The organism is Pseudomonas sp. NBRC 100443 (genome assembly GCF_030268185.1).
Lineage (GTDB): Bacteria > Pseudomonadota > Gammaproteobacteria > Pseudomonadales > Pseudomonadaceae > Pseudomonas > Pseudomonas citronellolis.
Genome location: NZ_BSQE01000010.1, coordinates 1 through 20,974 on the forward strand (window position 1 = coordinate 1; position 20,974 = coordinate 20,974).

The 20,974-nt window shown below is 70.6% G+C and carries 13 protein-coding genes; 8 read left to right on the forward strand and 5 right to left on the reverse strand.

The annotated features are described in order from the left end of the window. Positions 1-433: 433 nt before the first annotated feature. The 3 genes from QSJ95_RS14760 to QSJ95_RS14770 all read right to left on the reverse strand — a co-directional run bounded on the left by QSJ95_RS14760 (position 434) and on the right by QSJ95_RS14770 (position 1,886). On the reverse strand, positions 434-568 hold the full coding sequence (locus tag QSJ95_RS14760) for a hypothetical protein (RefSeq protein ID WP_009618002.1): 135 nt from the start codon (positions 566-568) through the stop codon (positions 434-436). A gap of 117 nt (positions 569-685) precedes the next feature. After that, positions 686-1,585, reverse strand: a complete 900-nt coding sequence (locus QSJ95_RS14765) for a pseudouridine synthase (RefSeq protein ID WP_285643263.1) — start codon at positions 1,583-1,585, stop codon at positions 686-688. Between the two features lie 70 nt (positions 1,586-1,655). Further along, positions 1,656-1,886: a DUF2789 domain-containing protein gene (locus tag QSJ95_RS14770; RefSeq protein WP_285643265.1), complete on the reverse strand. Its 231-nt coding sequence runs from the start codon at positions 1,884-1,886 to the stop codon at positions 1,656-1,658. A gap of 149 nt (positions 1,887-2,035) precedes the next feature. On the opposite strand from QSJ95_RS14770, the gene QSJ95_RS14775 reads away from it, so the two are divergent. Further along, entirely contained in the window at positions 2,036-3,238 is a 1,203-nt protein-coding gene (locus QSJ95_RS14775; RefSeq protein WP_285643266.1) for an MFS transporter, read from the forward strand. Positions 3,239-3,269: 31 nt separating this feature from the next. Then, positions 3,270-4,133, forward strand: a complete 864-nt coding sequence (locus QSJ95_RS14780; protein ID WP_269964013.1) for a LysR family transcriptional regulator — start codon at positions 3,270-3,272, stop codon at positions 4,131-4,133. On the opposite strand, the gene QSJ95_RS14785 is transcribed toward QSJ95_RS14780, so the two are convergent. Further along, positions 4,130-5,269, reverse strand: coding sequence for an HPP family protein (locus QSJ95_RS14785; protein WP_009618007.1), 1,140 nt, complete (start codon positions 5,267-5,269; stop codon positions 4,130-4,132). The two genes, QSJ95_RS14780 and QSJ95_RS14785, sit on opposite strands and share 4 nt — an antisense overlap. A 245-nt stretch (positions 5,270-5,514) precedes the next feature. Next, entirely contained in the window at positions 5,515-6,117 is a 603-nt protein-coding gene (locus tag QSJ95_RS14790) for a glutathione S-transferase family protein (RefSeq protein ID WP_276214911.1), read from the reverse strand. Between the two features lie 139 nt (positions 6,118-6,256). On the opposite strand from QSJ95_RS14790, the gene QSJ95_RS14795 reads away from it, so the two are divergent. The 6 genes from QSJ95_RS14795 (at position 6,257) to pvrR (ending at position 20,943) form a co-directional block, all read left to right on the forward strand. Further along, positions 6,257-7,159, forward strand: a complete 903-nt coding sequence (locus QSJ95_RS14795) for a LysR substrate-binding domain-containing protein (protein WP_285643272.1) — start codon at positions 6,257-6,259, stop codon at positions 7,157-7,159. Between the two features lie 486 nt (positions 7,160-7,645). After that, entirely contained in the window at positions 7,646-11,134 is a 3,489-nt protein-coding gene (recC, locus tag QSJ95_RS14800; RefSeq protein ID WP_285643274.1) for an exodeoxyribonuclease V subunit gamma, read from the forward strand. Continuing rightward, a complete protein-coding gene (gene recB / locus QSJ95_RS14805) occupies positions 11,131-14,811 on the forward strand; it encodes an exodeoxyribonuclease V subunit beta (protein WP_285643276.1) in 3,681 nt (1,226 codons plus the stop codon). The genes recC and recB overlap by 4 nt, the downstream gene beginning before the upstream one ends. Beyond that, on the forward strand, positions 14,808-16,850 hold the full coding sequence (gene recD / locus QSJ95_RS14810; RefSeq protein ID WP_285643277.1) for an exodeoxyribonuclease V subunit alpha: 2,043 nt from the start codon (positions 14,808-14,810) through the stop codon (positions 16,848-16,850). Before recB ends, recD begins: the two co-directional genes overlap by 4 nt. An 83-nt stretch (positions 16,851-16,933) precedes the next feature. Continuing rightward, positions 16,934-19,747 (forward strand): ATP-binding protein, encoded by a 2,814-nt coding sequence (locus QSJ95_RS14815; protein WP_285643279.1) that lies wholly within the window; start codon positions 16,934-16,936, stop codon positions 19,745-19,747. Beyond that, complete coding sequence (pvrR, locus tag QSJ95_RS14820) at positions 19,744-20,943, forward strand: response regulator cyclic di-GMP phosphodiesterase PvrR (RefSeq protein ID WP_009618012.1); 1,200 nt, start codon at positions 19,744-19,746, stop codon at positions 20,941-20,943. The genes QSJ95_RS14815 and pvrR overlap by 4 nt, the downstream gene beginning before the upstream one ends. Positions 20,944-20,974 lie beyond the last annotated feature (31 nt).

Consider the following 20,974-nt stretch of genomic DNA (forward strand, 5'->3'; position numbering starts at 1 on the left):
GCCCCTTCAGAAGGCCGAGCGAAACCGGCGCTCAGGAGGTCATGCGACATGGATGTCGCGAGAGCCCCGATGGGCTACAGGGACGTACCCTCGGGGCGGGCCTCCGTGGCGGGGGAGTTCGCGAGGGTAGCCCGACTCTGTCGGGCCCGTATGCGGGGCAAGCCTTTTTGGTTCCTTTTGTGGCGTTTGACAAAAGGGACTCGCCCGAGGGGGCGAAACAAAAAATCTCCGCAGTCTCGGAGCGGCGCGCTACACCAAGCCCCCAAGCCACTGGCTTTCCACGTTCGCGGGAATAGCGAGGTGGGCGGTGCGAGAGGCCAAAGCCCACTCGTTCAAACCCCCGAACACAACAACCAGGCCACCGCCAGCAGATAGAACAACACCGACCCATCCTCGCCCAGCGGCGATTGAAGAGCATGCCGTGCGTTCATGTTCATGCCTTCACCTCCGCCGACCAGTAGCCCTGGGCGTTGCGGAAGGGCTGCCGGGCCATCTGCTCCGGGCGGGTGATGCCATTGGCGCGCAGGGCGTTGACCAGCGCCGAGAAGGACTTCGCGGTATAGCTCATGGCGGGCTCCTTGCGTTCCGTCAGTGGGGGACGGAGCTATGAAAACGCAACGGCCACCATCAACGGAAATGGAACTTCCTGCTTTCGACTATTGATGAAATCGATGAAAGACCCGGCTCACCAGTCCAGCTGTAACTGGCTGTCGAACTGCCGCGGCCGGCCCGTCAGCGGGTCGTCGAAGGCCAGGTGCCGGGCCAGCAACTGCAGCGGGCGGGAATAGTCGTCGCTGCGCCGCTGCTCTTCCGGCAGCAGCTGTGGATAAAGCGGATCGTTGCGCAGCGCCGCCCCCAGGGCGGCCATGTGCACGCGCAGCTGGTGGCGCTTGCCGCTCACCGGGTAGAGCGCGTAGCGCCACCAGTGCTCGCGGCGCTCCAGCACCTCGATGCGGGTTTCGCTGTTGATCGCGCCCTCGGCCTCGCGCATGAGGATGAAGGGCTCGCCGTCCACCAGGCGACTGCGCCGCACATGGGGGAAGTCCAACTGCGGCAGCGGCGGGGCGATGGCCTCGTAGCGCTTGTGCATGCGCCGCTCGCGGAACAGCGCCTGGTAGGCCGCGCGGCTGGCCGGGTTGGCGGAGAACAGCACCAGCCCGGCGGTGGGCCGGTCGATGCGGTGCAGCGGCACCAGCAGCGGGTTGCCGAGGCGCCGGGCCAGGCGCGCCAGCAGAGTCTGTTCGACGTACTGGCCGGAGGGCGTCACCGGCAGGAAGTGCGGCTTGTCGGCCACCACCAGGTGCTCGTCGACGTGCAGGATGCGTTCTTCGAAGGGGATCGGCGTTTCCGCCTCCACCTCGCGGAAGTAGTGCACGCGCAGGCCCTCGCGGTGCGGTGTGCTGGCGTCCAGCGGCTTGCCCTCGGCGTCCAGCACGCGGCCGCGGGCCAGGCGCTGCAGCCAGGTCTGGCGGGGGATCGCCGGGAAGCGCGCGCACAGGCAGTCGAGCACCGTCGACCAGGGCCCGGCCGGCAGGTGCAGGGTGCTGGCGCGGTGCTGGGCGGCGGAAAACGGCTTCTCGGACATGGTCGGCGGTGGCGGTCGGGGGCGTGCATTAGGCCGCAGATGGGAGTCGCCGTCAAAGGCCGCCCGGCGCTCAGTGGGACAGCCGCGCGGCCAGTTCGTCGACTTCCTCGGCCCAGTCCGAGTCCTCTTCCAGGGCCTCGCGGATGAAGGCCGCCTGGGCCTCGTTCCAGAAGGGCGCGTCGGCCAGGGCCTGGTTCGCGGGCAGGCGGTGCGCGGCGAGGAAGGCGTCGATCTCCTGGCGGCCGCTGGGCAGGCCCAGTTGCTTGAACAGTTCGGCGAAGGTGTGGGGTGTGGTGTCCATGGCGGGCCTCCTGTGGTCGGTCGTGCATCAACTATAGGCGTTCGGCGCGGGCCGGTCGGCCGCGGAATCGATAGGTGGCTTTCAATTTTCCCGGCGCCGGGCAATGATGGCGCAGTCCCTGACATCCCCTCGCGCCAGGCCCGTTCTTCATGAGCTCTCCCGAGCAGCGTCCGCACGCCGTCACCCTGCAGATCGTCTCGATCGTCAGCTTCACCTTCCTGCTGTTCCTGTGCATCGGCTTCCTGCTGCCGGTGCTGCCCGGCTTCGTCCACCATGACCTGGGCTTCGACGCCACCACCGCCGGCCTGGTGATCGGCGCGCAGTACCTGGCGACCCTCGCCTCGCGGCCGCTGGCCGGGCGCCTGACCGACACCCTGGGAGCCAAGCGCGCGGTGATCTACGGCCTGTTCAGCCTGGCCGGCGGCGGGGCGCTGGTGCTGCTGGCCACCAGCCTGCAGGCGCTGGCCTGGGTGAGCCTGGCGCTGCTGCTGGGCAGCCGCCTGCTGATCGGCTTCGCCCAGGGCCTGATGGGCATCGGCACCGCGAGCTGGGGCATCGCCCGGGTCGGCGCGCAGAATACCGCGCGGGTGATCTCCTGGAACGGCATCGTCTGCTACGGCGGCATCGCCCTGGGCGCGCCGCTGGGCGTGGGCATGGCCGCGCAGCTGGGGCTGTGGAGCCTGGGCGCCGGCATCCTGGCGCTGGCCGGTCTGGGCCTGCTGCTGGCCCGCGGCAAGGCGCCGGCGCCGATCATCGCCGGCACGCGCATGGCCTTCTTCGCCGTGCTCGGCCGGGTACTGCCCTACGGTATGTGCGTGGCCCTGGGCTCCATCGGCTTCGGCAGCCTGGCCACCTTCATCACCCTCTACTACGGCAGCCGCGGCTGGGCCGACCCGGCCTGGTGCCTGAGCCTGTTCGGCATCAGCTTCGTCGGCGCGCGGCTGCTGCTGTCCTGGACCATCAACCGCTTCGGCGGCTTCAACGTGGCGGTGCTCTGCCTGCTGGTGGAAAGCGCCGGCCTGCTGCTGTTGTGGCAGGCGCCGAGCCCGGCCTTCGCCCTGCTCGGCACGGCGCTGACCGGCGCCGGGCTGTCGCTGGTGTACCCGGCGCTGGGCGTCGAGGCGGTGCTGCGCATCCCCGCCGCCAGCCGCAGTTCGGCGCTGGGCGCCTACGCGCTGTTCTTCGACCTGGCCCTGGGCCTGGCCGGCCCGCTGATGGGCGCGGTGGCCGCGCACTCGGACTACGCCAGCATCTTCCTGGTGGCCGCGCTGCTGGCCGCCTGCGGTTTCCTCATCTGCCTCTGGCTGCTGCGCTTCACCCGCCAACGCCACGAGGAACTGGACTTCGACTAGACTGCGGCATCCCCCGCCGTGACCGCTTCCCATGGACATCGAACTGGCGCGCACCTTCCTGGAAATCGCCCGTGGCGGCAGCTTCGTCGCCGCCGCGCAGCGCCTGCACGTGACCCAGACCACGGTCACCGCGCGGGTGCACAACCTCGAGACGCAACTGGGCTGCCGGCTGTTCCAGCGCAGCCGCGCCGGTGCCCGGCTGACCGATGACGGCGAGCGCTTCCTCGGCTACGCCAACCAGCTGGTGCAGACCTGGGACGCGGCGCGCCGCGACCTGCCGCTGCCGGCGGGCTACCGCGAGGTGCTCAACATCGGCGGCGAGCTGAGCCTGAGCAACCCGCTGATGCTCGCCTGGACGGTGCGCCTGCGCCAGCGCATGCCGGCCCTGGCCCTGCACGCCGAGATCGGCAGCGGCGAGCGCCTGCAGAAGCAGCTGGAGCTGGGCGTGCTCGACGCCGCGCTGGTCTACCGCCCGGACTACTGGCCGGGCATGCAGGTGGAGCAGTTGCTGGAGGAGAAGCTGATCCTGGTGCGCTCGACGCAGCAGCCGGAGCCCTACATCTACATCGACTGGGGCGAGGAATTCCGCCGCCAGCACGACGCCGCGCTGCCCGACCGGGCCCACGCCGCCACCAGCTTCAGCCTCGGCCCGCTGGCCCTGCAGCACCTGCTGCAGTGCGGCGGCAGCGGCTACTTCCGCACGCGGGTGGTGCACAGCTACCTGAAGGCCGGGGTGCTGGAGCGGGTGCCGCTGGCGCCGGAGTTCATCTACCCGACCTACCTGGTGTATTCCCGCGAGAAGGATTCGCCGGCGCTGCAGAACGCCCTGGCCATCCTCCGCGAGGTGGTGGCCGGGGACATCGACTGGTCGCAGCGCTGGGACTACGAGGCCTAGACCGCCACCTGCAAGGCGCGCTCGGCCTGCACCTGCGGCTGCAGCCAGAGGTGGCGGAAGGCGGCGATCAGGTCGGTCTGGCTGAGCATGCCGACCAGCCGGCCGGCGCCGTCGACCACCGGCAGGCAGTGGCGGCCCTGGTCGGAGAGCAGCTGGATCAGCTCCGGCAGCTGGGCGTCCTCGCGCAGCGATTGCACGCGGTGCGTCATCAGGTTGCCGACGCGCTGGCCGAAGGGCGAGCGCAGGCGGCGCTGGCCGCGGAACAGGTCGCTCAAGGTGAGGATGCCCACCAGGTGGCCGCGGTCGAGCACCGGCAGGGCCTTGAGGTGGTGCTTGTCGAGCAGGCCCCAGGCTTCCTCGATGCGCGCGTCCGGGCTCACCGAGCGGATGTCGCGGGACATGATGTCGCGCGCGCGGATGCCGCCCAGCAGGCGCTCGCTGGCGTGCTTCTCGGCGGCCAGCAGCAGGCGTTCGAGGTCCTCGGGGGTGACGTCGACGAAGCCGCCGGCGCTGGCCAGGGCGCTTTCCAGGTCGTCGGCATGCAGGCCCAGGCGCTCGCCGGGCAGCGGGTCGGCGGTCAGGTGCGGGTTGCTGGCCGGGACGGCGAGCTTGCGTGGGTAGGGCGCGCGGGTGAGGTTGTTGTAGACCAGGGCCACGCCGATCAGCGCCAGCGAGGCCACGCCCACCGGCAGCAGCAGGTGCAGCAGATGCTGGTCCACCAGCGGCCCGCCCACGGCCAGGCTGAAGGCCATGGCCGTGCTCGGCGGATGCAGGCAGCGCAGGCCGAGCATCAGCAGCACCGCCACCACCATGGACAGCGACGCCTGCGGCCAGCTGTGGCCGAGCCAGTGGCCGAGCAGCAGGCCCACCAGCGCCGCCACCAGGTTGCCGCCCAGCAGCGACCAGGGCTGCGCCAGCGGGCTGGACGGCACGGCGATGGCCAGCAGGGCCGAGGCGGCCAGCGGCGGGCCGATGCGCAGCATGGTGTCGACGCCGAACAGCCAGGCGCACAAGGGCATGCACAGGCCCAGGGCGAACCCGCAGCCGAGCACGGCGCGCAGCCAGTCGCGGTTGGACGAGGGGCCGGCGCAGGGCGCCAGGCGGTGCAGCCAGGAACCGAAGGCAGCGGCTTTCATCGCGGCACCTCGCGGGAGGCGCCGGGAAGGGGGGCAGTCAATGGATGCATGTCACGCAGGCACCGCGCATCACGATTCCGGCCTGGGGCCGGTCGGGCGGGCGCTTCCTTATGGTTGGTCGAGCGGCGTTCTGTCGCAGGGGCGAGGCCGACGGCCATCCTAGACAGCGTGACGATCCATATCCAATGAATGTTATTGCTGTTTGAGTGCAATATCGGTGAAGTGTGGACGCGCCCGCGCGGGCCTCACACCGGCGGGAAGGCCTTGAACGCCTCCAGTGTCTCGGCATGGGCGGTCCAGTCGCGCAGGGCCGGGTAGTCGCCGGCGGCCACGCGTTCGGCGTGCACCAGCTGGATGAAGGTCCAGGCCACGGCGGAGGTCAGGCCGGCCTGGTCCAGGCGGCCGTCGCGCGGCAGCGGCTGCGTCAGCAGCTCCAGCTCCAGGCCGGCGCAGGCGGCGCGCAGCTGCTGGTCCACCCGGGCGTACCAGGCGGCGTCGCGGCGGGCCTCGTCGCGCTGCAGCTCGTAGTACAGCTGCACGGCCTTCTCGCAGGCCGCCAGGGCCAGGCCCAGCAGGCGCGTGGCGCGCACCCGTTCGGCCGGCTCGGCGGGCATCAGGCTGCGCCCGGCCTGGTGTTCGGCCAGGTCGATGATCAGGCTCGAATCCATCAGCACCTGGCCGTCGTCCAGCACCAGGCTGGGCGCCTTGACCACCGGGTTGATGGCGCGGAATTCCTCGACGTGGCGGAACACCGAGAGCGAGCGGTGGCTGAAGTCGACGTCCAGCAGGCGCAGGCTGATGGCCACGCGGCGGACGTAGGGCGAGTCGAGCATTCCGATCAGTTGCATGGAGGCATCCTGTTATTGGAGATTACATGGGGTGGCCGGCCGAGAAGGCCGCATGGCTGCGCTGTTGTCGCTAAATCTAGCGGCTGGAAAGGCCGGAAAAAATCGACGATTTATAACTGCAAGGGTTAGCAGAACTTACATGAGCGCCTATCCACCCCTGTCCGCGCTGCGCAGCTTCGAGGCCGTGGCCCGGCTCGGCAGCGTGACCCAGGCCGCCGCCGAGCTGCACGTCACCCACTCGGCGGTCAGCCAGCAGGTGCGCCAGCTGGAGGAACTGCTCGGCGTCACCCTGCTGCAGCGCGAGGGCCGCGGCCTGCGCCTGAGCGAGGAGGGCCGCCTCTACGCCTTGCAGGTGCGCCGCGCCCTGCGCGACATAGCCGAAGCCACGCGCCTGGCGCGGGCGCGGCCCAGCGAGGGGGAACTGGTGGTGGCGGTGCTGCCGTCCTTCGCCCAGCAATGGCTGCTGCCGCGCCTGCCGGCGTTCCGCGAACGCCATCCCGAATACCGCCTGCGCCTGCTGGCCAGCCTGGAAGTGATCGATCTGCGCCAGGGCCTGGCCGACGTGGCCATCCGCATCGGTCAGGGGCACTGGGAGGGCCTGGCCCAGCAACGCCTGTTCGACGACGAACTGCTGGCGGTCTGCGCCCCGCACTTCAACGGCGGGCGCCTGCCGCGCACGCCGCAGCAGATCCTCGCCGGCCCGCTGATCCACGGCTTCGAGTCCTGGCTGCCCTGGTGCCAGGCGGCGGGCGTGGCGCTGCCCGAAGGCGACGGCCTGTTCACCGTCAACGACTCCAACCTGGTGGTGGAAGCCCTGCGCCTGGGCCTGGGCATAAGCGTCGAACGCCGCAGCCTGGTGGCCGGCGCCCTGGCCCGCGGCGAACTGGTGCAACTGGGCGAGGTCAGCGCGCCCTACGCCTACCCCTACTGGCTGGTGTGGCCACAGCGGGAGGAGACGCGGACCAAGGTGGCGGTGTTCGCCCAGTGGTTGGCGGAGGAGGTGGAAGAGTACCTGGGGCGGGGTGATTCGCGTCCAGCGTAGGGCGAATAACCGTTCGCGGTTATCCGCCGTTTCACCCAGCTTATGCCCGGCTTCGCGGTCGAGTCCGGAGTGCCCGGAAGCAGGTGCTTCGTGGCCCAACCCGAAGCGCGCCTGGGATCGAGGTCGAACGGCGGATAACGCCGTAGGCGTTATGCGCCCTACGCCTGGCCCAGCCTTGGCGTAGGGCGAATAACCGTTCGCGGTTATCCGCCGTTTCACAGAGCTTATGCCCGGCTTCGCGGTCGAGTCCGGAGTGCCCGGAAGCAGGTGCTTCGTGGCCCAACCCGAAGCGCGCCTGGGGTCGAGGTCAAACGGCGGATAACGCCGTAGGCGTTATGCGCCCTACACCTGCCCCAGCCAAAGCACGCGCTTCGCGACACAGAACGTCGCCCCACCCCGATACAATCCCCCATCTTGGGAAAACCCCCCCACCCCACCCCGGCTTCTGCTCAAATTGCCGGGCCCCCCGGCAAACCTGGAGAAACCATGAGCGAAGCCCTGAGCCCCGGCCTGATGGTCATCCACGGCAACCACCCCGAGGCGCTGCGCGACCTGCTGGTGGCCTGGATGGCGCGCTACCCGCTGGCGCCGCTGGAAAGCGAAACCATCCTGGTGCAGAGCAACGGCATCGCCCAGTGGCTGAAACTGGCCCTGGGCCGCGACGTCGCCGACGGCGGCTGCGGCATCACCGCGGCGCTGGACGTGCAGCTGCCCGCGCAGTTCCTCTGGCGCGCCTACCGCGGCGCGCTGGGCAAGGACCAGGTGCCGGAAGTCTCGGTGCTGGACAAGGCGCCGCTCACCTGGCGCCTGATGCGCCTGCTGCCGACCCTCCTGGCGCGCGAGGAGTTCCAGGCCCTGCGCCGCTTCCTCGCCGACGACGCCGACCTGCGCAAGCGCTACCAGTTGGCCGAGCGCCTGGCCGACCTGTTCGACCAGTACCAGGTGTACCGCGCCGACTGGCTGGAGGACTGGAGCGAGCACCGCGACCAGCTGCGCACCGCCGGCGGCAACCTTCGCCCGCTGAACGACGACGAACGCTGGCAGGCCGAGCTGTGGCGCGCCCTGCTGGCGGAGGTGGGCGAGGACGGCCTGGCCGGCAGCCGCGCCGGCGTGCACCGGCGCTTCCTCGAACGCCTGCGCGAAGGCGCGCCGCCCAAGGGGCTGCCGCGCCGGGTGGTGGTATTCGGTATCTCCGCCATGCCGGCGCAGACGGTGGAGGCCCTGGCCGCGCTGGCGCAGGTGGCCCAGGTGCTGCTGTGCGTGCACAACCCCTGCCGCCACCACTGGGCCGACATCGTCGCCGACAAGGACCTGCTGCGCCACGAATACCGCCGCCAGCAGCGCCGCCCCGGCGTGCCGCTGCAACTGGACGACGACCTCCAGCACCAGTACGCCCAGCCGCTGCTGGCGGCCTGGGGCAAGCAGGGCCGCGACTACATCAACCTGCTCGACCAGTACGACAACCCCGAGAGCTACCGCAGCCGCTTCGGCGAGGTCAGCGGCGGGCGCATCGACCTGTTCAGCGAAGAGTCGCCGGCGCACCTGCTCGGCCAGTTGCAGGACGACATCCTCGAACTGCGCCCGCTGGCCGAGACCCGCGCGCAATGGCCGGCCCTGGAGCCGGCGCGGGACCGCTCCATCCGCTTCCACCTGGCCCACAGCGCCCAGCGCGAGGTGGAGGTGCTGCACGACCAGCTGCTGGCGCGCTTCGACGCCGACCCTACGCTGCGCCCGCGCGACGTCATCGTCATGGTCCCCGACATCGACGCCTACGCGCCGCACATCCAGGCGGTGTTCGGCCAGCTCGGGCGCGACGACCGGCGCTTCATCCCCTTCACCCTGGCCGACCAGGGCCAGCGTGGCCGCGAGCCGCTGCTGGTGGCCCTGGAACACCTGCTGCAGCTGCCCGACAGCCGCTTCGCGGTGAGCGAGATCCTCGACCTGCTGGACGTCGGCGCCCTGCGCGCGTGCTTCGGCATCGGCGAGGCCGACCTGCCGCTGCTGCAACGCTGGATCGACGGCGCCGGGGTGCGCTGGGGCCTGGACGGCGAGCAGCGCGAAGACCTCGGCCTGCCCGCCGCCGAAGAGGCCAATACCTGGCGCTTCGGCCTGCGGCGTATGCTGCTGGGCTTCGCGGTGGGCGAGGGCGAGGCCTTCCAGGGCATCCAGCCCTACGCCGAGATCGGCGGCCTGGACGCCGCCGTGCTCGGCCCCCTGGCCGGCTTGCTGCAACGCCTGGCCGAGGCCTGCGAGCGCCTGGCCGAGCCGGCGCCGCCGGAGGTCTGGCGCGAGCGCCTGCGCCAGCTGCTCGACGACTTCTTCCTGACCCGCGACGAGCATGACGAACTGCTGCGCCAGCAACTGCTGCAACTGCTCGAACGCTGGCTGGAAACCTGCGGCCGCGCCGCCTTCGGCGAACCGCTGCCGCTGTCGGTGGTGCGCGAGGCCTGGCTCGGCGGCCTCGACGCCGGCGGCCTGAACCAGCGCTTCCTGGCCGGCGCGGTGAGCTTCTGCACGCTGATGCCGATGCGCGCCATTCCCTTCCGCGTGGTCTGCCTGCTGGGCATGAACGACGGCGACTACCCGCGCCAGCAGCCGCCGCTGGACTTCGACCTGATGCGCAACGACTACCGTCCCGGCGACCGCTCGCGGCGCGAGGACGACCGCTACCTGCTGCTCGAAGCCGTGCTCTCGGCGCGCGACCAGCTCTACGTCAGCTGGGTGGGCCGCAGCATCCGCGACAACAGCGAGCGCCCGCCCTCGGTGCTGATCGGCCAGCTGCGCGACCACCTGGCGGCCGGCTGGTCGCTGGCCGGCCAGCCTGGCGACGGCAAGGCGCTGCTCCACGCGCTGACCACCGAACACCCGCTGCAACCCTTCAGCCGCCGCTACTTCGAAGGCCGGGGCGAGGGAGTCGACGGCTTCTACACCTACGCCCGCGAATGGCGCGAGGTGCACCGCGACGACGAGCCGGCGGAACAGGCCGAGGCGCCGCTGCCCGAACTGCTGCCGGACGCGCCCATCGGCCTGCGCGTGCTCGCCGACTTCCTCGCCAGCCCGGTCAACGCCTTCTTCCAGCAGCGCCTGAAGGTGCGCTTCGCCGAGGAAGACCTGACCGGCCACGACGAGGAAACCTTCGCCCTCGACGGCCTGCAGGTCTGGCAGCTGCAGTTCGAACTGTGCGAGCGCCTGCGCCCGTGGATCGAGCAGCACTGGGCCGACGGCGAACTGCCCGGCCGCATCGAGGGGCAGCTGGCGCGCCTGCGCGGCGAGGGGCGCCTGCCGCTGGCGGCCTTCGGCGCCTTCAGCGCCCGCCAGCTGAGCGCGCCGCTGGGCGAACTGCTGACGCGCTACCGCGAGGAGCTGGAGCACTGGAGCGAGGCCGAGGAAGGCCAGCGCGAGCTTATCCACAGCCACGCGGCCAGCGGCGTGGAGCTGGGCGACTGGCTCGGCGGCCTGCGGCGTAACGCCGAGGGCCAGTGGGCCAGCGTGCAGCTGGTCAGTGGCAAGCTGCACGAAGGCCGCGGCTACAAGTGGCACAGCCTGGTGCGCCACTGGGTGCGCCACCTGGGCCTGCAACTGTGCGGTGCGCCGGTGCGCAGCCTGCTGGTCAGCCAGACCGGCACCCTGGAACTGCCGCCGCTGTCCGCGGACATCGCCCGTGGCCACCTGGACGCGCTGATCACCGCCTGGCTCGAAGGCCTGCGCCGGCCATTGCCGGTGGCCTGCAAGGCGGCCTTCGCCTGGCTGGGCGCCGGCGGTGACGAGGCCCGCGCCGCCAGCGAGGCGGCCAAGCGCTATGACGGCGGCTTCGGCAGCAGCGGCGAGGCGGCTTCCTCGCCGGCCCTGGCGCGGGTCTACCCGGACTTCGCCAGCCTCAACGCCAGCGGCGAATTCGCCACCTGGGCCGAGAACCTCTACGGCCCGCTGTACCAGCTGTTGCAACGCCGCGACGACGAGGAGCAAGGCCAATGAGCCGCGAACTGCGCGCCCTGGAATTCCCCCTGCACGGCAGCCGCCTGATCGAGGCCAGCGCCGGCACCGGCAAGACCTTCACCATCGCCCTGCTGTACCTGCGCCTGGTGCTCGACCACGGCGGCGAACTGGCTTTCGGCCGGCCGCTGAGCCCGCCGGAAATCCTCGTGGTGACCTTCACCGACGCCGCCACCCAGGAACTGCGCGAACGCATCCGCGCGCGCCTGGGCGAGGCCGCCGCCTGCTTCGCCGAGCCGGCGCTGCAGCACGACGCGCTGCTGGTCGAGCTGCGCGCCAGCTACCCGGAGCAGCGCTGGCCCGGCTGCGCGCGCCTGCTGCGCCTGGCCGCCGAATGGATGGACGAGGCCGCCGTGTCGACCATCCACAGCTGGTGCTACCGCATGCTCCGCGAGCACGCCTTCGACAGCGGCAGCCTGTTCACCCAGGACCTGATCACCGACCAGAGCGAACTGCTCGCCGAAGTGGTGCGCGACTACTGGCGGCGCAACTTCTACCCGCTGCCGGCGCCGGCGGCGAAGGTGGTCGGCGACATCTACAAGGGCGGCCCCGAGACCCTGGCGCGCCTGCTGCAGCCCTTGCTGGCGCAGCAGGAAGCCGGCTTCCGCTATGCCGACCAGCCGCTGAGCGCGCCCGGCTCGCTGCGCGAGCTGCTGGAGGAAACCGGTGCCTTCTACGCGCGCCTGGACGAACTGGAGCAGCAGGCCCGCGCCGCCTGGGCCGCCGACGCCCAGGGCCTGCGCCAACTGCTGATCGACCTGCGCCCGCAGCTCAACGGCAACAGCTACCGCAACAAGGACGACGACGCCGTGTTCGAAGGCTGGCTGCAGGCACTGGAAGCCTGGAGCCTGGGCGGCGAAGCGCCGGAAAACCTCCACCGCTTCGGCCAGACGCGGATCAAGGTGAAGGCCAAGACGCAGGTGCCCGAGCACGCCGCGTTCCAGGCCATCGATGCCTGGCTGGAGGCCGCCGAGCAGCAGCCGGACATCGCCCCGCAACTGCTGCTGCACGCCCTGGGCGAAGTCAGCCGCGCCCTGGAGGCGGAGAAGCAGCGCCGCGCCGAACTGGGCTTCGACGACCTGCTGGCGCGCCTGGACCGCGCCCTGGCCGGCCCCGGCGGCGAGCACCTGGCCGAGCGCATCCGCCTGCAGTTCCCGGTGGCGCTGATCGACGAATTTCAGGACACCGACCCGCTGCAGTACCGCATCTTCGAGCGCATCTACCGCATCGCCGAGAGTCCGCGCGACTGCGGCCTGTTCATGATCGGCGACCCCAAGCAGGCGATCTACGCCTTCCGCGGCGCCGACATCCATACTTACCTGCGCGCCCGCGCCGCCACCGCCGGGCGCCACTACACCCTGGGCACCAACTACCGCTCGACCCTCGCCGTGGTGGAGGCGGTGAACCACTGCTTCGCCTTCGCCGAGGGCCACGAGCGCGGCGCCTTCCGCTTCGCCGCGCAGGGCGACAACCCGGTGCCGTTCCAGGCGGTGGCCGCCAAGGGCCGCGACGAGCGCCTGCTGATCGACGGCGAGGAAGCAGCGGCGCTGACCCTCTGGCAGCTGGAGAACGACGGCCAGGTGGTCGGCAGCCGGCTCTACCGCGAGCAGATGGCCGCCGGCGCCGCCAGCGCCATCCGCCACTGGCTGAGCCTGGCCCAGCAGGGCCGCGCCGGGCTGTACAAGGCCGATGGCACGGGCCGCGCGCTGCGCCCGGCGGACATCGCCATCCTGGTCCGCGGGCGCAGCGAGGCCGAGGCGGTGCGCGCCGAACTGGCGGCGCGGCGCCTGGCCAGCGTCTACCTGTCCGACCGCGACTCGGTGTTCGACAGCCCCGAGGCCGGCGACCTGCTGCACTGGCTGCGCGCCTGCGCCGAGCCGGGCAACGACGCCCTGCTGCGCAGCGCCCTGGCCACCCGCACCCTGGGCCTGGGCTGGCAGACCCTGGAGCGGCTGAACCAGGACGAACAGTTCTGGGAAGGCATGCTCATGCGCTTCCGCGACTACCGCAGCCAGTGGCAGCAACAGGGCGTGCTGCCCATGCTGCGGCGGCTGCTGGCCGACTTCGAACTGCCGGCGCGGCTGCTGCGGCGCGCCGACGGCGAGCGCAGCCTGACCAACCTGCTGCACCTGGCCGAATGGCTGCAGCGCGAGGCCGCCGAGCTGGACGGCGAGCACGCCCTGCTGCGGGTGCTGGCCGAGCAGCTGGCCAGCCCGTCGAGCGAGGAAATCCTCCGTCTGGAAAGCGACGCCGACCTGATCAAGGTGGTGACCATCCACAAGTCCAAGGGCCTGGAATACCCGCTGGTGCTGCTGCCGTTCATCTGCAGCTGGAAGGAGCTGGACGGCAAGAGCCAGACGCCGCCCAGCTTCCAGGGCGAGGACGGCAAGGTGATCGAGCTGGCGCGCGGCAAGGACCTGGCCGAGGCCGCCTACCGCCTGGCCAACGACGAACGCCTGGGCGAGGACATGCGCCTGCTCTACGTGGCCCTGACCCGCGCCCGCCATGCCCTGTGGCTGGGCGTGGCGCCGCTGGTGGCGGGCAACGCGAAGAACCCCGAGCTGCACAAGGGCGCCTTCGGCTACCTGCTCGGCGGCGGCGCGGCCATCGCCCTGGACGGCTTCGCCGGCAGCCTGCAGGCCCTGGGCGGCGGCTGCCCCGGCATTCGCATCGAACCGGTTCCGGCGGTGGACGCCACGGCCTACGACGAGGCCCGCGCCGGCCAGCTCGGCCAGGCCCGCGAGCCGCAGCGGCGGGTGGCGGAGAAATGGTGGATCGCCAGCTACTCCGCGCTGGCCACCCTGGACGCCGAAGGCGACGCCCCGGCGCCGGCCAGCGAACCCATCAGCGCCGAAGAGGCCACCCTGCGCGAAGGCGACGCCGACAGCGCCGCGGCCGAACTGGCCCAGGCCGCGCCGGCCGCCGGCAGCCTGCACGCCTTCCCGCGCGGGCCCAACCCCGGCAGCTTCCTCCACGGCCTGCTGGAATGGGCCGCCGACGAGGGCTTCGCCGCCGTGGCGGAGCAACCCGAGGCGCTGCGCGACCTGATCGCCCGGCGCTGCCAGCTGCGCGGCTGGGAAGCCTGGATCGAGCCCCTGGCGCAGTGGCTGCCGGCCTTCCTCCAGGCCGAACTGGCGGTGCCCGGCGCGGCGCCGGTGCAACTGGCGGCGCTGGCCAGCTACCAGAAGGAAATGGAGTTCTGGTTCGCCGTGAAACCCACCGACAGCGCGCGCCTCGACGCCGCCGTGCGCGCCCACGTGCTGCCCGGCGAGGCGCGCCCGGCGCTGCAGCCGACGCAACTGGGCGGCATGCTCAAGGGCTTCATCGACCTGGTCTTCGAACACGAGGGGCGCTACTACGTGGCCGACTACAAATCCAACTGGCTCGGCCCCGACGCCGCCGCCTACACCGCGCCGGCCCTGCGCGCGGCTGTGCTGGAGCACCGCTACGACCTGCAGTACGCGCTCTACCTGTTCGCCCTGCACCGCCTGCTCAAGGCGCGCCTGGCGGACTACGACTACGACCGCCACGTCGGCGGCGCGCTCTACCTGTTCCTGCGCGGCGGCGAGCACGGCGTGTTCCACGAACGCCCGCCGAAGGCGCTGATGGAGGCGCTGGAAGCGCTGTTCAGCCAACACGCCGAGGAGGTGCCGGCATGACCCGCGAGCAACTGCTGGAACTGCTCGGCCAATGGGCCGAGCGCGGTTGGCTGCGCGAGCTGGACCGCGCCTTCGCCGCCTTCCTGGTGGAGCAGGCGCCCGACGCCGAGCCGCTGCTGATCCTCGCCGCCGCCCTGGCCAGCCACCAGCTGGGCCGCGGCCACGTGTGCCTGGACCTGGCCGCGACCCTCGCCGACAGCCGCTTCGCCCTGTCGCTGCCGCCGGACGGCGAACTGGAAGGCACGCCGCTGACGCTGCCCGGTGAACTGCTCGACGGCCTCGACCTGGCCGCCTGGCAGGCCGCCCTGGCCGACCCGCGCCTGGTGGGCGAGGGCCCCGGCGCCACGCCGCTGGTGCTGGCCGGCTCGCGCCTGTACCTGCGCCGCTACTGGCAGTACGAACGCGAGGTGCGCGCCGGCATCGACCAGCGCCTGACCCGCGGCGAGGCCCTGCGCGCGGCGTTGCCGACCGACGCCCTGCGCCAGGCCCTGGACGCGCTCTTCCCGAAACAGGCGAATGCCCCGGCGGACTGGCAGAAACTGGCCTGCGCCCTGGCCGCCGGCAACGCCTTCGGCATCGTCACCGGCGGCCCCGGCACCGGCAAGACCACCACCGTGGTGCGCCTGCTGGCGCTGCTGCAGAGCCTGGCCCTGGGCGGCGAGGGCGGGCGGCCGCTGCGCATCCGCCTGGCTGCGCCCACCGGCAAGGCGGCGGCGCGGCTCAACGAATCCATCGCCAACGCCGTGGACCGCCTGGACCTCGGCGCCTTCGCCAACGGCGAGCAGATACGCCAGCAGGTGCCCAAGGAAGTCACCACCCTGCACCGCCTGCTCGGCAGCCGCCCGGACAGCCGCCAGTTCCGCCACCACCCCGGCAACCCGCTGGCGCTGGACCTGCTGGTGGTGGACGAGGCCTCCATGGTCGACCTGGAAATGATGGCCGCGCTGCTCGGCGCGCTGCCGGACAAGGCGCGGCTGATCCTGCTCGGCGACAAGGACCAACTGGCCTCGGTGGAAGCCGGCGCGGTGCTCGGCGAACTGTGCAGCCGCGCCCGCGAGGGCCACTACCGCGCGGCGACCCGCGACTGGCTGCAGGCGGTCAGCGGCGAGCAGGTCGACGATGATCTGCTCGACGCCCACGGCCAGCCCCTCGACCAGGCCGTGGCCATGCTCCGCCACAGCCACCGCTTCAGTTCCGCCAGCGGCATCGGCCAGCTCGCCGAGGCGGTCAACGCCGGCGACGTGGCGGCCATGCGTGCGGTCTGGGAACGGGGCTACGCCGACTTGGCGCGCCTGGCCCTGGACGCCCGCGACAACCAGGACCTGCGCGAACTGGTGGTGGAAGGCGGCGGCCGTTATTTCCTCGACGCCGCCGCCCGCACGGGCGTGACCCCGCCCCAGGGCTACCGCCACTACCTGCAGGTGCTGCGCGACACCCGCCCGGCGCCGGACGCCGCCCAGGCCGAGTTCGACGCCTGGGCCGGGCGCGTGCTCGCTGCCCACGGCCAGTTCCAGGTGCTCTGCGCCCTGCGCCGCGGCCCCTGGGGCGTGGACGGGCTGAACCTGCGCATCGCCGACCTGCTGCAGGACGAGGGGCTGATCCAGCCCCACAGCGGCGCCTGGTACCTCGGCCGCCCGCTGCTGGTCACGCGCAACGACTATGGCCTGGGCCTGATGAACGGCGACATCGGCATCACCCTGGCGCTGCCGCGGGAGGAGGGTGGCGAGCGCAAATGGCCGCTGCGGGTGGCCTTCGCCGACGGCCGCGGCGGCATCAAGTGGGTGCTGCCCAGCCGCCTGCAGGCGGTGGAAACGGTGTTCGCCATGACCGTGCACAAGTCCCAGGGCTCGGAGTTCACCCACGCCGCCCTGGTGCTGCCCGACGCGCTCAACCCGATCCTCACCCGCGAGCTGGTCTACACCGGCATCACCCGCGCGCGCAGCTGGTTCAGCCTGGCCAGCGCCGGGCGCGGCCAGTGGGTGCTGGAGGCGGCCATCGAGCGGCGGGTGCAGCGGGCCAGCGGGTTGCTGGAGGGCTGAGGGCTGCTTTCGTTACATGTGCTGGACGTCACAATTAGAATCGTCTGATAGAGGGGGTGGCACCATGCCGACATGCTGGCGGCATGAAACTCAAGCAATTCCTACAGCCGCTCGATGCCGGTTTCTCCACGCCCAGCGCTGCGCGCAAGCTACTGCGCATGCTCAGTTGCGCATTGATGTTCTGCCTGCTGTGCAGCCTGGCGTTCGCCTTGAGCATGGCGTTCAACCACGAAGTGTCGCTCAGGCGCCGCACCATGAACGCCGCCATGTACGAGGCCCAGCTGTACCTGAGCCATCGTGAGTCGTTGATTGACCATCTCAGCCGCAACGTGATGCCCGTATCGGTGGGCAGGACGTTGGTCGGCGAGGCCCTGAGCCGCGGGCAGGAACACGTGCCGACGATCCTGTCGTTGAATGCCGGCCAGGGGCTGCTGCTTTCCGCCCGCGACCTCGCCGAGCTGCAGGACAAGCGCCTGGGGCTGCTGTACGTCGTCGAGGCTGGCGCGCGCCCGGTGGTCGACCGCCTGATCCCTACCGGCATGCCCGAATCGCCATTGCCCGTGGCAGTGCTCGAAGCGCTACGCCAGGCGTCGTCGACGGCGCCGGCGGTGCGCGTGCACTGGCTGGCAGACGCCGAGGACGGCGAGCGCCGGTTGTTCCTGTTCGAGCCCCTGGGCGACGGCCATGATGCCGGCTGGCTGGGGCTGGAGATCCGTGGTGACGACCTCGACGCGGTGTTGCATGGGGCGGGTGCCGGCGAGTACCTGCTTCTCGACCGGCGACATCAGGTCGTTTTCGCCAGCGACGCCGGGAGCACCCAGGTCGATGCCCTTCGTACGCTCTGGGATGGCGACAGCTTCGACATCACCGGCTACGGCCCGCTACCGCAGCGCATGGTGCTGCTCAAGCACCTGGGCGCCTCGAACTGGATGCTGGTCTATTACCTGGGCATCGGGCAGTTGCTCGTGGCGTTGTGGTTGCCTCTGGTGCTGGCTTTCAGCCTGGCGCTGAGCGTCGGCATGTTGCTGTACCGGCTGGGGCGGCGTATCGACCAGCGGCTGATCCGGCCGGCGCAGCAGCGCCTCGAGGCACTGAAGGAGAGCGAGGCCTTCTCCCGCGCGGTGATCCAGACGGCGCCTGTGGCCTTGTGCGTGCTGCGCCGTGTCGATGCCGCGGTGGTGCTGGAGAATCCGCAGGCGAAGCAGTGGCTGGGTGATGGCCGGGTGATCGCCCGCGAGGGGCCGCGCTGGATTTCCCGTGCTTTCGCCGGGTCTGGCGAGGCGACCGGGGAGGAGATCGAGACCGAGGCCGGGTTGCATCTTTACCTCTGCTACGCGACCACTCGCTACAAGGGCGAAGACGTACTGTTCTGTGCCTTCAGCGACATCAGCGCGCGCAAGCAGACCGAGGCGGAGCTGGCCCGTGCCAAGCAGTTGGCCGATGCTGCCAACGAGGCCAAGACGTTGTTCCTGGCCACCATGAGCCATGAGATCCGCACGCCCCTGTACGGGGTGCTCGGTACGCTCGAACTGCTCGGCCGTACCGAGCTGGACCTGCAGCAGACCGGCTATCTGCAGGCTATCCAGCGCTCCTCGTCGACCCTGCTGCAATTGATCAGCGATGTGCTCGACGTATCCAAGATCGAAGCCGGGCAATTGGACCTGGAGCCGGTGGAGTTTTCCCCGGTGGAACTGACCGAGGACGCGGTTCAGTCCTTTGCCGCCGCGGCCCAGGCCAAGGGCCTGCAGATATACGCCTGCCTTGACCCGGAGCTGCCGGCGCGGATGCGTGGCGACGCCGCGTGCATCCGGCAGGTCCTCAACAACCTGCTGAGCAATGCGGTGAAGTTCACCGATAGCGGACGTATCGTAGTGCGGGTGAAGGCTGGCGCAGCGGATGCCGAGCGCATGATGCTGACCTGGCAGGTCACCGATACCGGCTCGGGAATCGGCACCGAGGAGCAGGCCCGCCTGTTCGAGCCTTTCTACCAGGTGCGCCGTTCGGTGCACCAGGTTGGCGGCACGGGCCTGGGACTGTCGATCTGCCAGCGCCTGACGCAACTGATGAACGGCAGCCTGAAGCTGGTCAGCGAGCCGGGCCTGGGTAGCAGCTTCAGCCTCGGCCTGCCGTTGGAGCGTATCGCCGCGCCCACCGAGACCCAGGAACTGGTCGGTTGCGCGGTGCAAGTATTGGCCCCGGTGCGTGAGTTGGCGGACAGCCTGTGTGGCTGGATCGCACGCTGGGGCGGGCGGGCCCGGGTCGCCGTACCCGAGGTGCTGGCCGAGGCGGACGAGCGCACCCTGCTGGTGGAGGTGCAGTTGCCGGAGGCTCCTCAGGCGTCGGTGCCGCAGTGGCCCGGCTGCCGGGTGATCCTCTCCGTGGAGGGTTATGTCGAGCCGCGCCTGCAAGGCTGCGACTGGCTGGTGGGGCTCAACAGCCTGGATGGGTTGCGCCGTGCCCTGGGTCTGGCTCAGGGCTGCGTAAGCAGCGCCGTCGCCTGCCAGGGACCGGCCAAACCGGTGCGCGACCTGGGTATTCGTGTGCTGGTTGCCGAGGACAACGTGATCAACCAGTTGATCCTCAAGGATCAGTTGGAGGCGCTCGGCTGCGTGGTGGAACTGGCCTCCGACGGTCAGGAGGCGCTGCAGCGCTGGCGCCCGGAACGTTTCGATGCGGTGCTCACCGACATCAACATGCCGCGCTTGAACGGCTACCAACTGGCTGCCGAACTGCGTCGACGTGGCTGCCAGCAGCCGATCATCGGCGCCACCGCCAATGCCATGCGCGAGGAACGCGAGCGTTGCATGGCCGCCGGCATGAGTGATTGCCTGCTCAAGCCGGTGGACCTGGACTCGCTGCAGCGCTGCCTGGTGGCGGCGCTCGAGGTGGAGCTATGAGCACGCAATCCTATCGGGTGCTGGTGGTCGAGGACCAGCCGTTCCAGCGCGAGTATCTGCTCAACCTGTTCCGTGAGCGAGGCGTGGAATACCTGGTGGGCGCCGGCGATGGAGCAGACGCCCTGCGTTGGCTGGAGCGGGAGGAGTTCGATCTGATGCTCAGCGACCTGATGATGCCGGGTATGGACGGCGTGCAGATGATTCAGCAACTGTCGCGCCTGGAGCATCGCCCGCAACTGGCGCTGATGAGCTCGACTTCGCGACGCATGATGGTCAGCGCCAGCCTGGTGGCGCAGAGCCTTGGCCTGTCGGTGATCGATTTGCTGCCCAAGCCGGCTCTGCCCAGCGCCATCGGCCGCCTGCTGGCGCGCCTGGATAAACGCCTGCGGCAGGGGGTGGAGTCCCACGTCGGAGTCGGCCGCAGCGGCCGTTCGGCTCTGTCCGAAGCACTGGACAAAGATCAACTGCAGGCCTGGTTCCAGGCCAAGAAGTCCCTGCACACGGGGCGCATCGTTGGTGCCGAGGCACTGGTACGCTGGCTGCATCCACAGCAGGGGCTACTTCTGCCAGGCTGTTTCATGGCCGACATCGAGGCCCATGGCCTGCAGGAAACGCTGCTCTGGCACATGCTCGAGCAGACCCTGCGGGCCCAGACGCTGTGGCGTGAGTCGGGCTACGAAGTGCCGGTGTCGGTGAACCTGCCGACCCAGTTGCTGGACATCCCGGACCTGCCGGATCGCCTCGGCGAATTCGTTGGCGATCATGGTGCCAACCCCGGTTCGCTGTGCTTCGAGCTGACCGAGAACAGTGCCACGACATTGCCGGGCAACTACTATGCCGGAGCCTGCCGCCTGCGCATGAAGGGCTTCGGCCTGGCCCAGGACGACTTCGGGCAAGGCTACAGTTCGCTGTACAACCTGGTCTCGACACCCTTCACCGAGCTGAAGATCGACCGCTCCCTGGTGCATGGCTGCGTGGAGGACAGCGATCTGGCCGCCGCCGTGGCAAGCAGCATCGAACTGGGCCGCCAGCTACGCCTGGACGTGGTCGCCGAGGGCGTGGAGACCTGGGAGGAGTTGAGCCTGCTGCGCCGCCTGGGTTGCGACCGGGTGCAAGGCTTCCTGATTTCCGAGGCGGTCACCGCCCGCGTATTCGAGCAGCAGTTGCAAGAGGACGGGCCAAGCGCCGGTGGCTAGCGCCGGCTGTCGCGGAATCGGTCGCGGGCAT

Excerpts from the sequence above, each read along its gene's own strand:
- QSJ95_RS14760 (WP_009618002.1), bottom strand. The coding sequence starts at position 568 with ATGAGCTATACCGCGAAGTCCTTCTCGGCGCTGGTCAACGCCCTGCGC.
- recC (WP_285643274.1), top strand. The coding sequence starts at position 7,646 with ATGAGCGAAGCCCTGAGCCCCGGCCTGATGGTCATCCACGGCAACCAC.
- recD (WP_285643277.1), top strand. The coding sequence starts at position 14,808 with ATGACCCGCGAGCAACTGCTGGAACTGCTCGGCCAATGGGCCGAGCGC.
- pvrR (WP_009618012.1), top strand. The coding sequence starts at position 19,744 with ATGAGCACGCAATCCTATCGGGTGCTGGTGGTCGAGGACCAGCCGTTC.
- QSJ95_RS14795 (WP_285643272.1), top strand. The coding sequence starts at position 6,257 with ATGAGCGCCTATCCACCCCTGTCCGCGCTGCGCAGCTTCGAGGCCGTG.
- QSJ95_RS14770 (WP_285643265.1), bottom strand. The coding sequence starts at position 1,886 with ATGGACACCACACCCCACACCTTCGCCGAACTGTTCAAGCAACTGGGC.
- QSJ95_RS14780 (WP_269964013.1), top strand. The coding sequence starts at position 3,270 with ATGGACATCGAACTGGCGCGCACCTTCCTGGAAATCGCCCGTGGCGGC.
- QSJ95_RS14815 (WP_285643279.1), top strand. The coding sequence starts at position 16,934 with ATGAAACTCAAGCAATTCCTACAGCCGCTCGATGCCGGTTTCTCCACG.
- QSJ95_RS14785 (WP_009618007.1), bottom strand. The coding sequence starts at position 5,269 with ATGAAAGCCGCTGCCTTCGGTTCCTGGCTGCACCGCCTGGCGCCCTGC.
- QSJ95_RS14765 (WP_285643263.1), bottom strand. The coding sequence starts at position 1,585 with ATGTCCGAGAAGCCGTTTTCCGCCGCCCAGCACCGCGCCAGCACCCTG.
- QSJ95_RS14790 (WP_276214911.1), bottom strand. The coding sequence starts at position 6,117 with ATGCAACTGATCGGAATGCTCGACTCGCCCTACGTCCGCCGCGTGGCC.
- recB (WP_285643276.1), top strand. The coding sequence starts at position 11,131 with ATGAGCCGCGAACTGCGCGCCCTGGAATTCCCCCTGCACGGCAGCCGC.
- QSJ95_RS14775 (WP_285643266.1), top strand. The coding sequence starts at position 2,036 with ATGAGCTCTCCCGAGCAGCGTCCGCACGCCGTCACCCTGCAGATCGTC.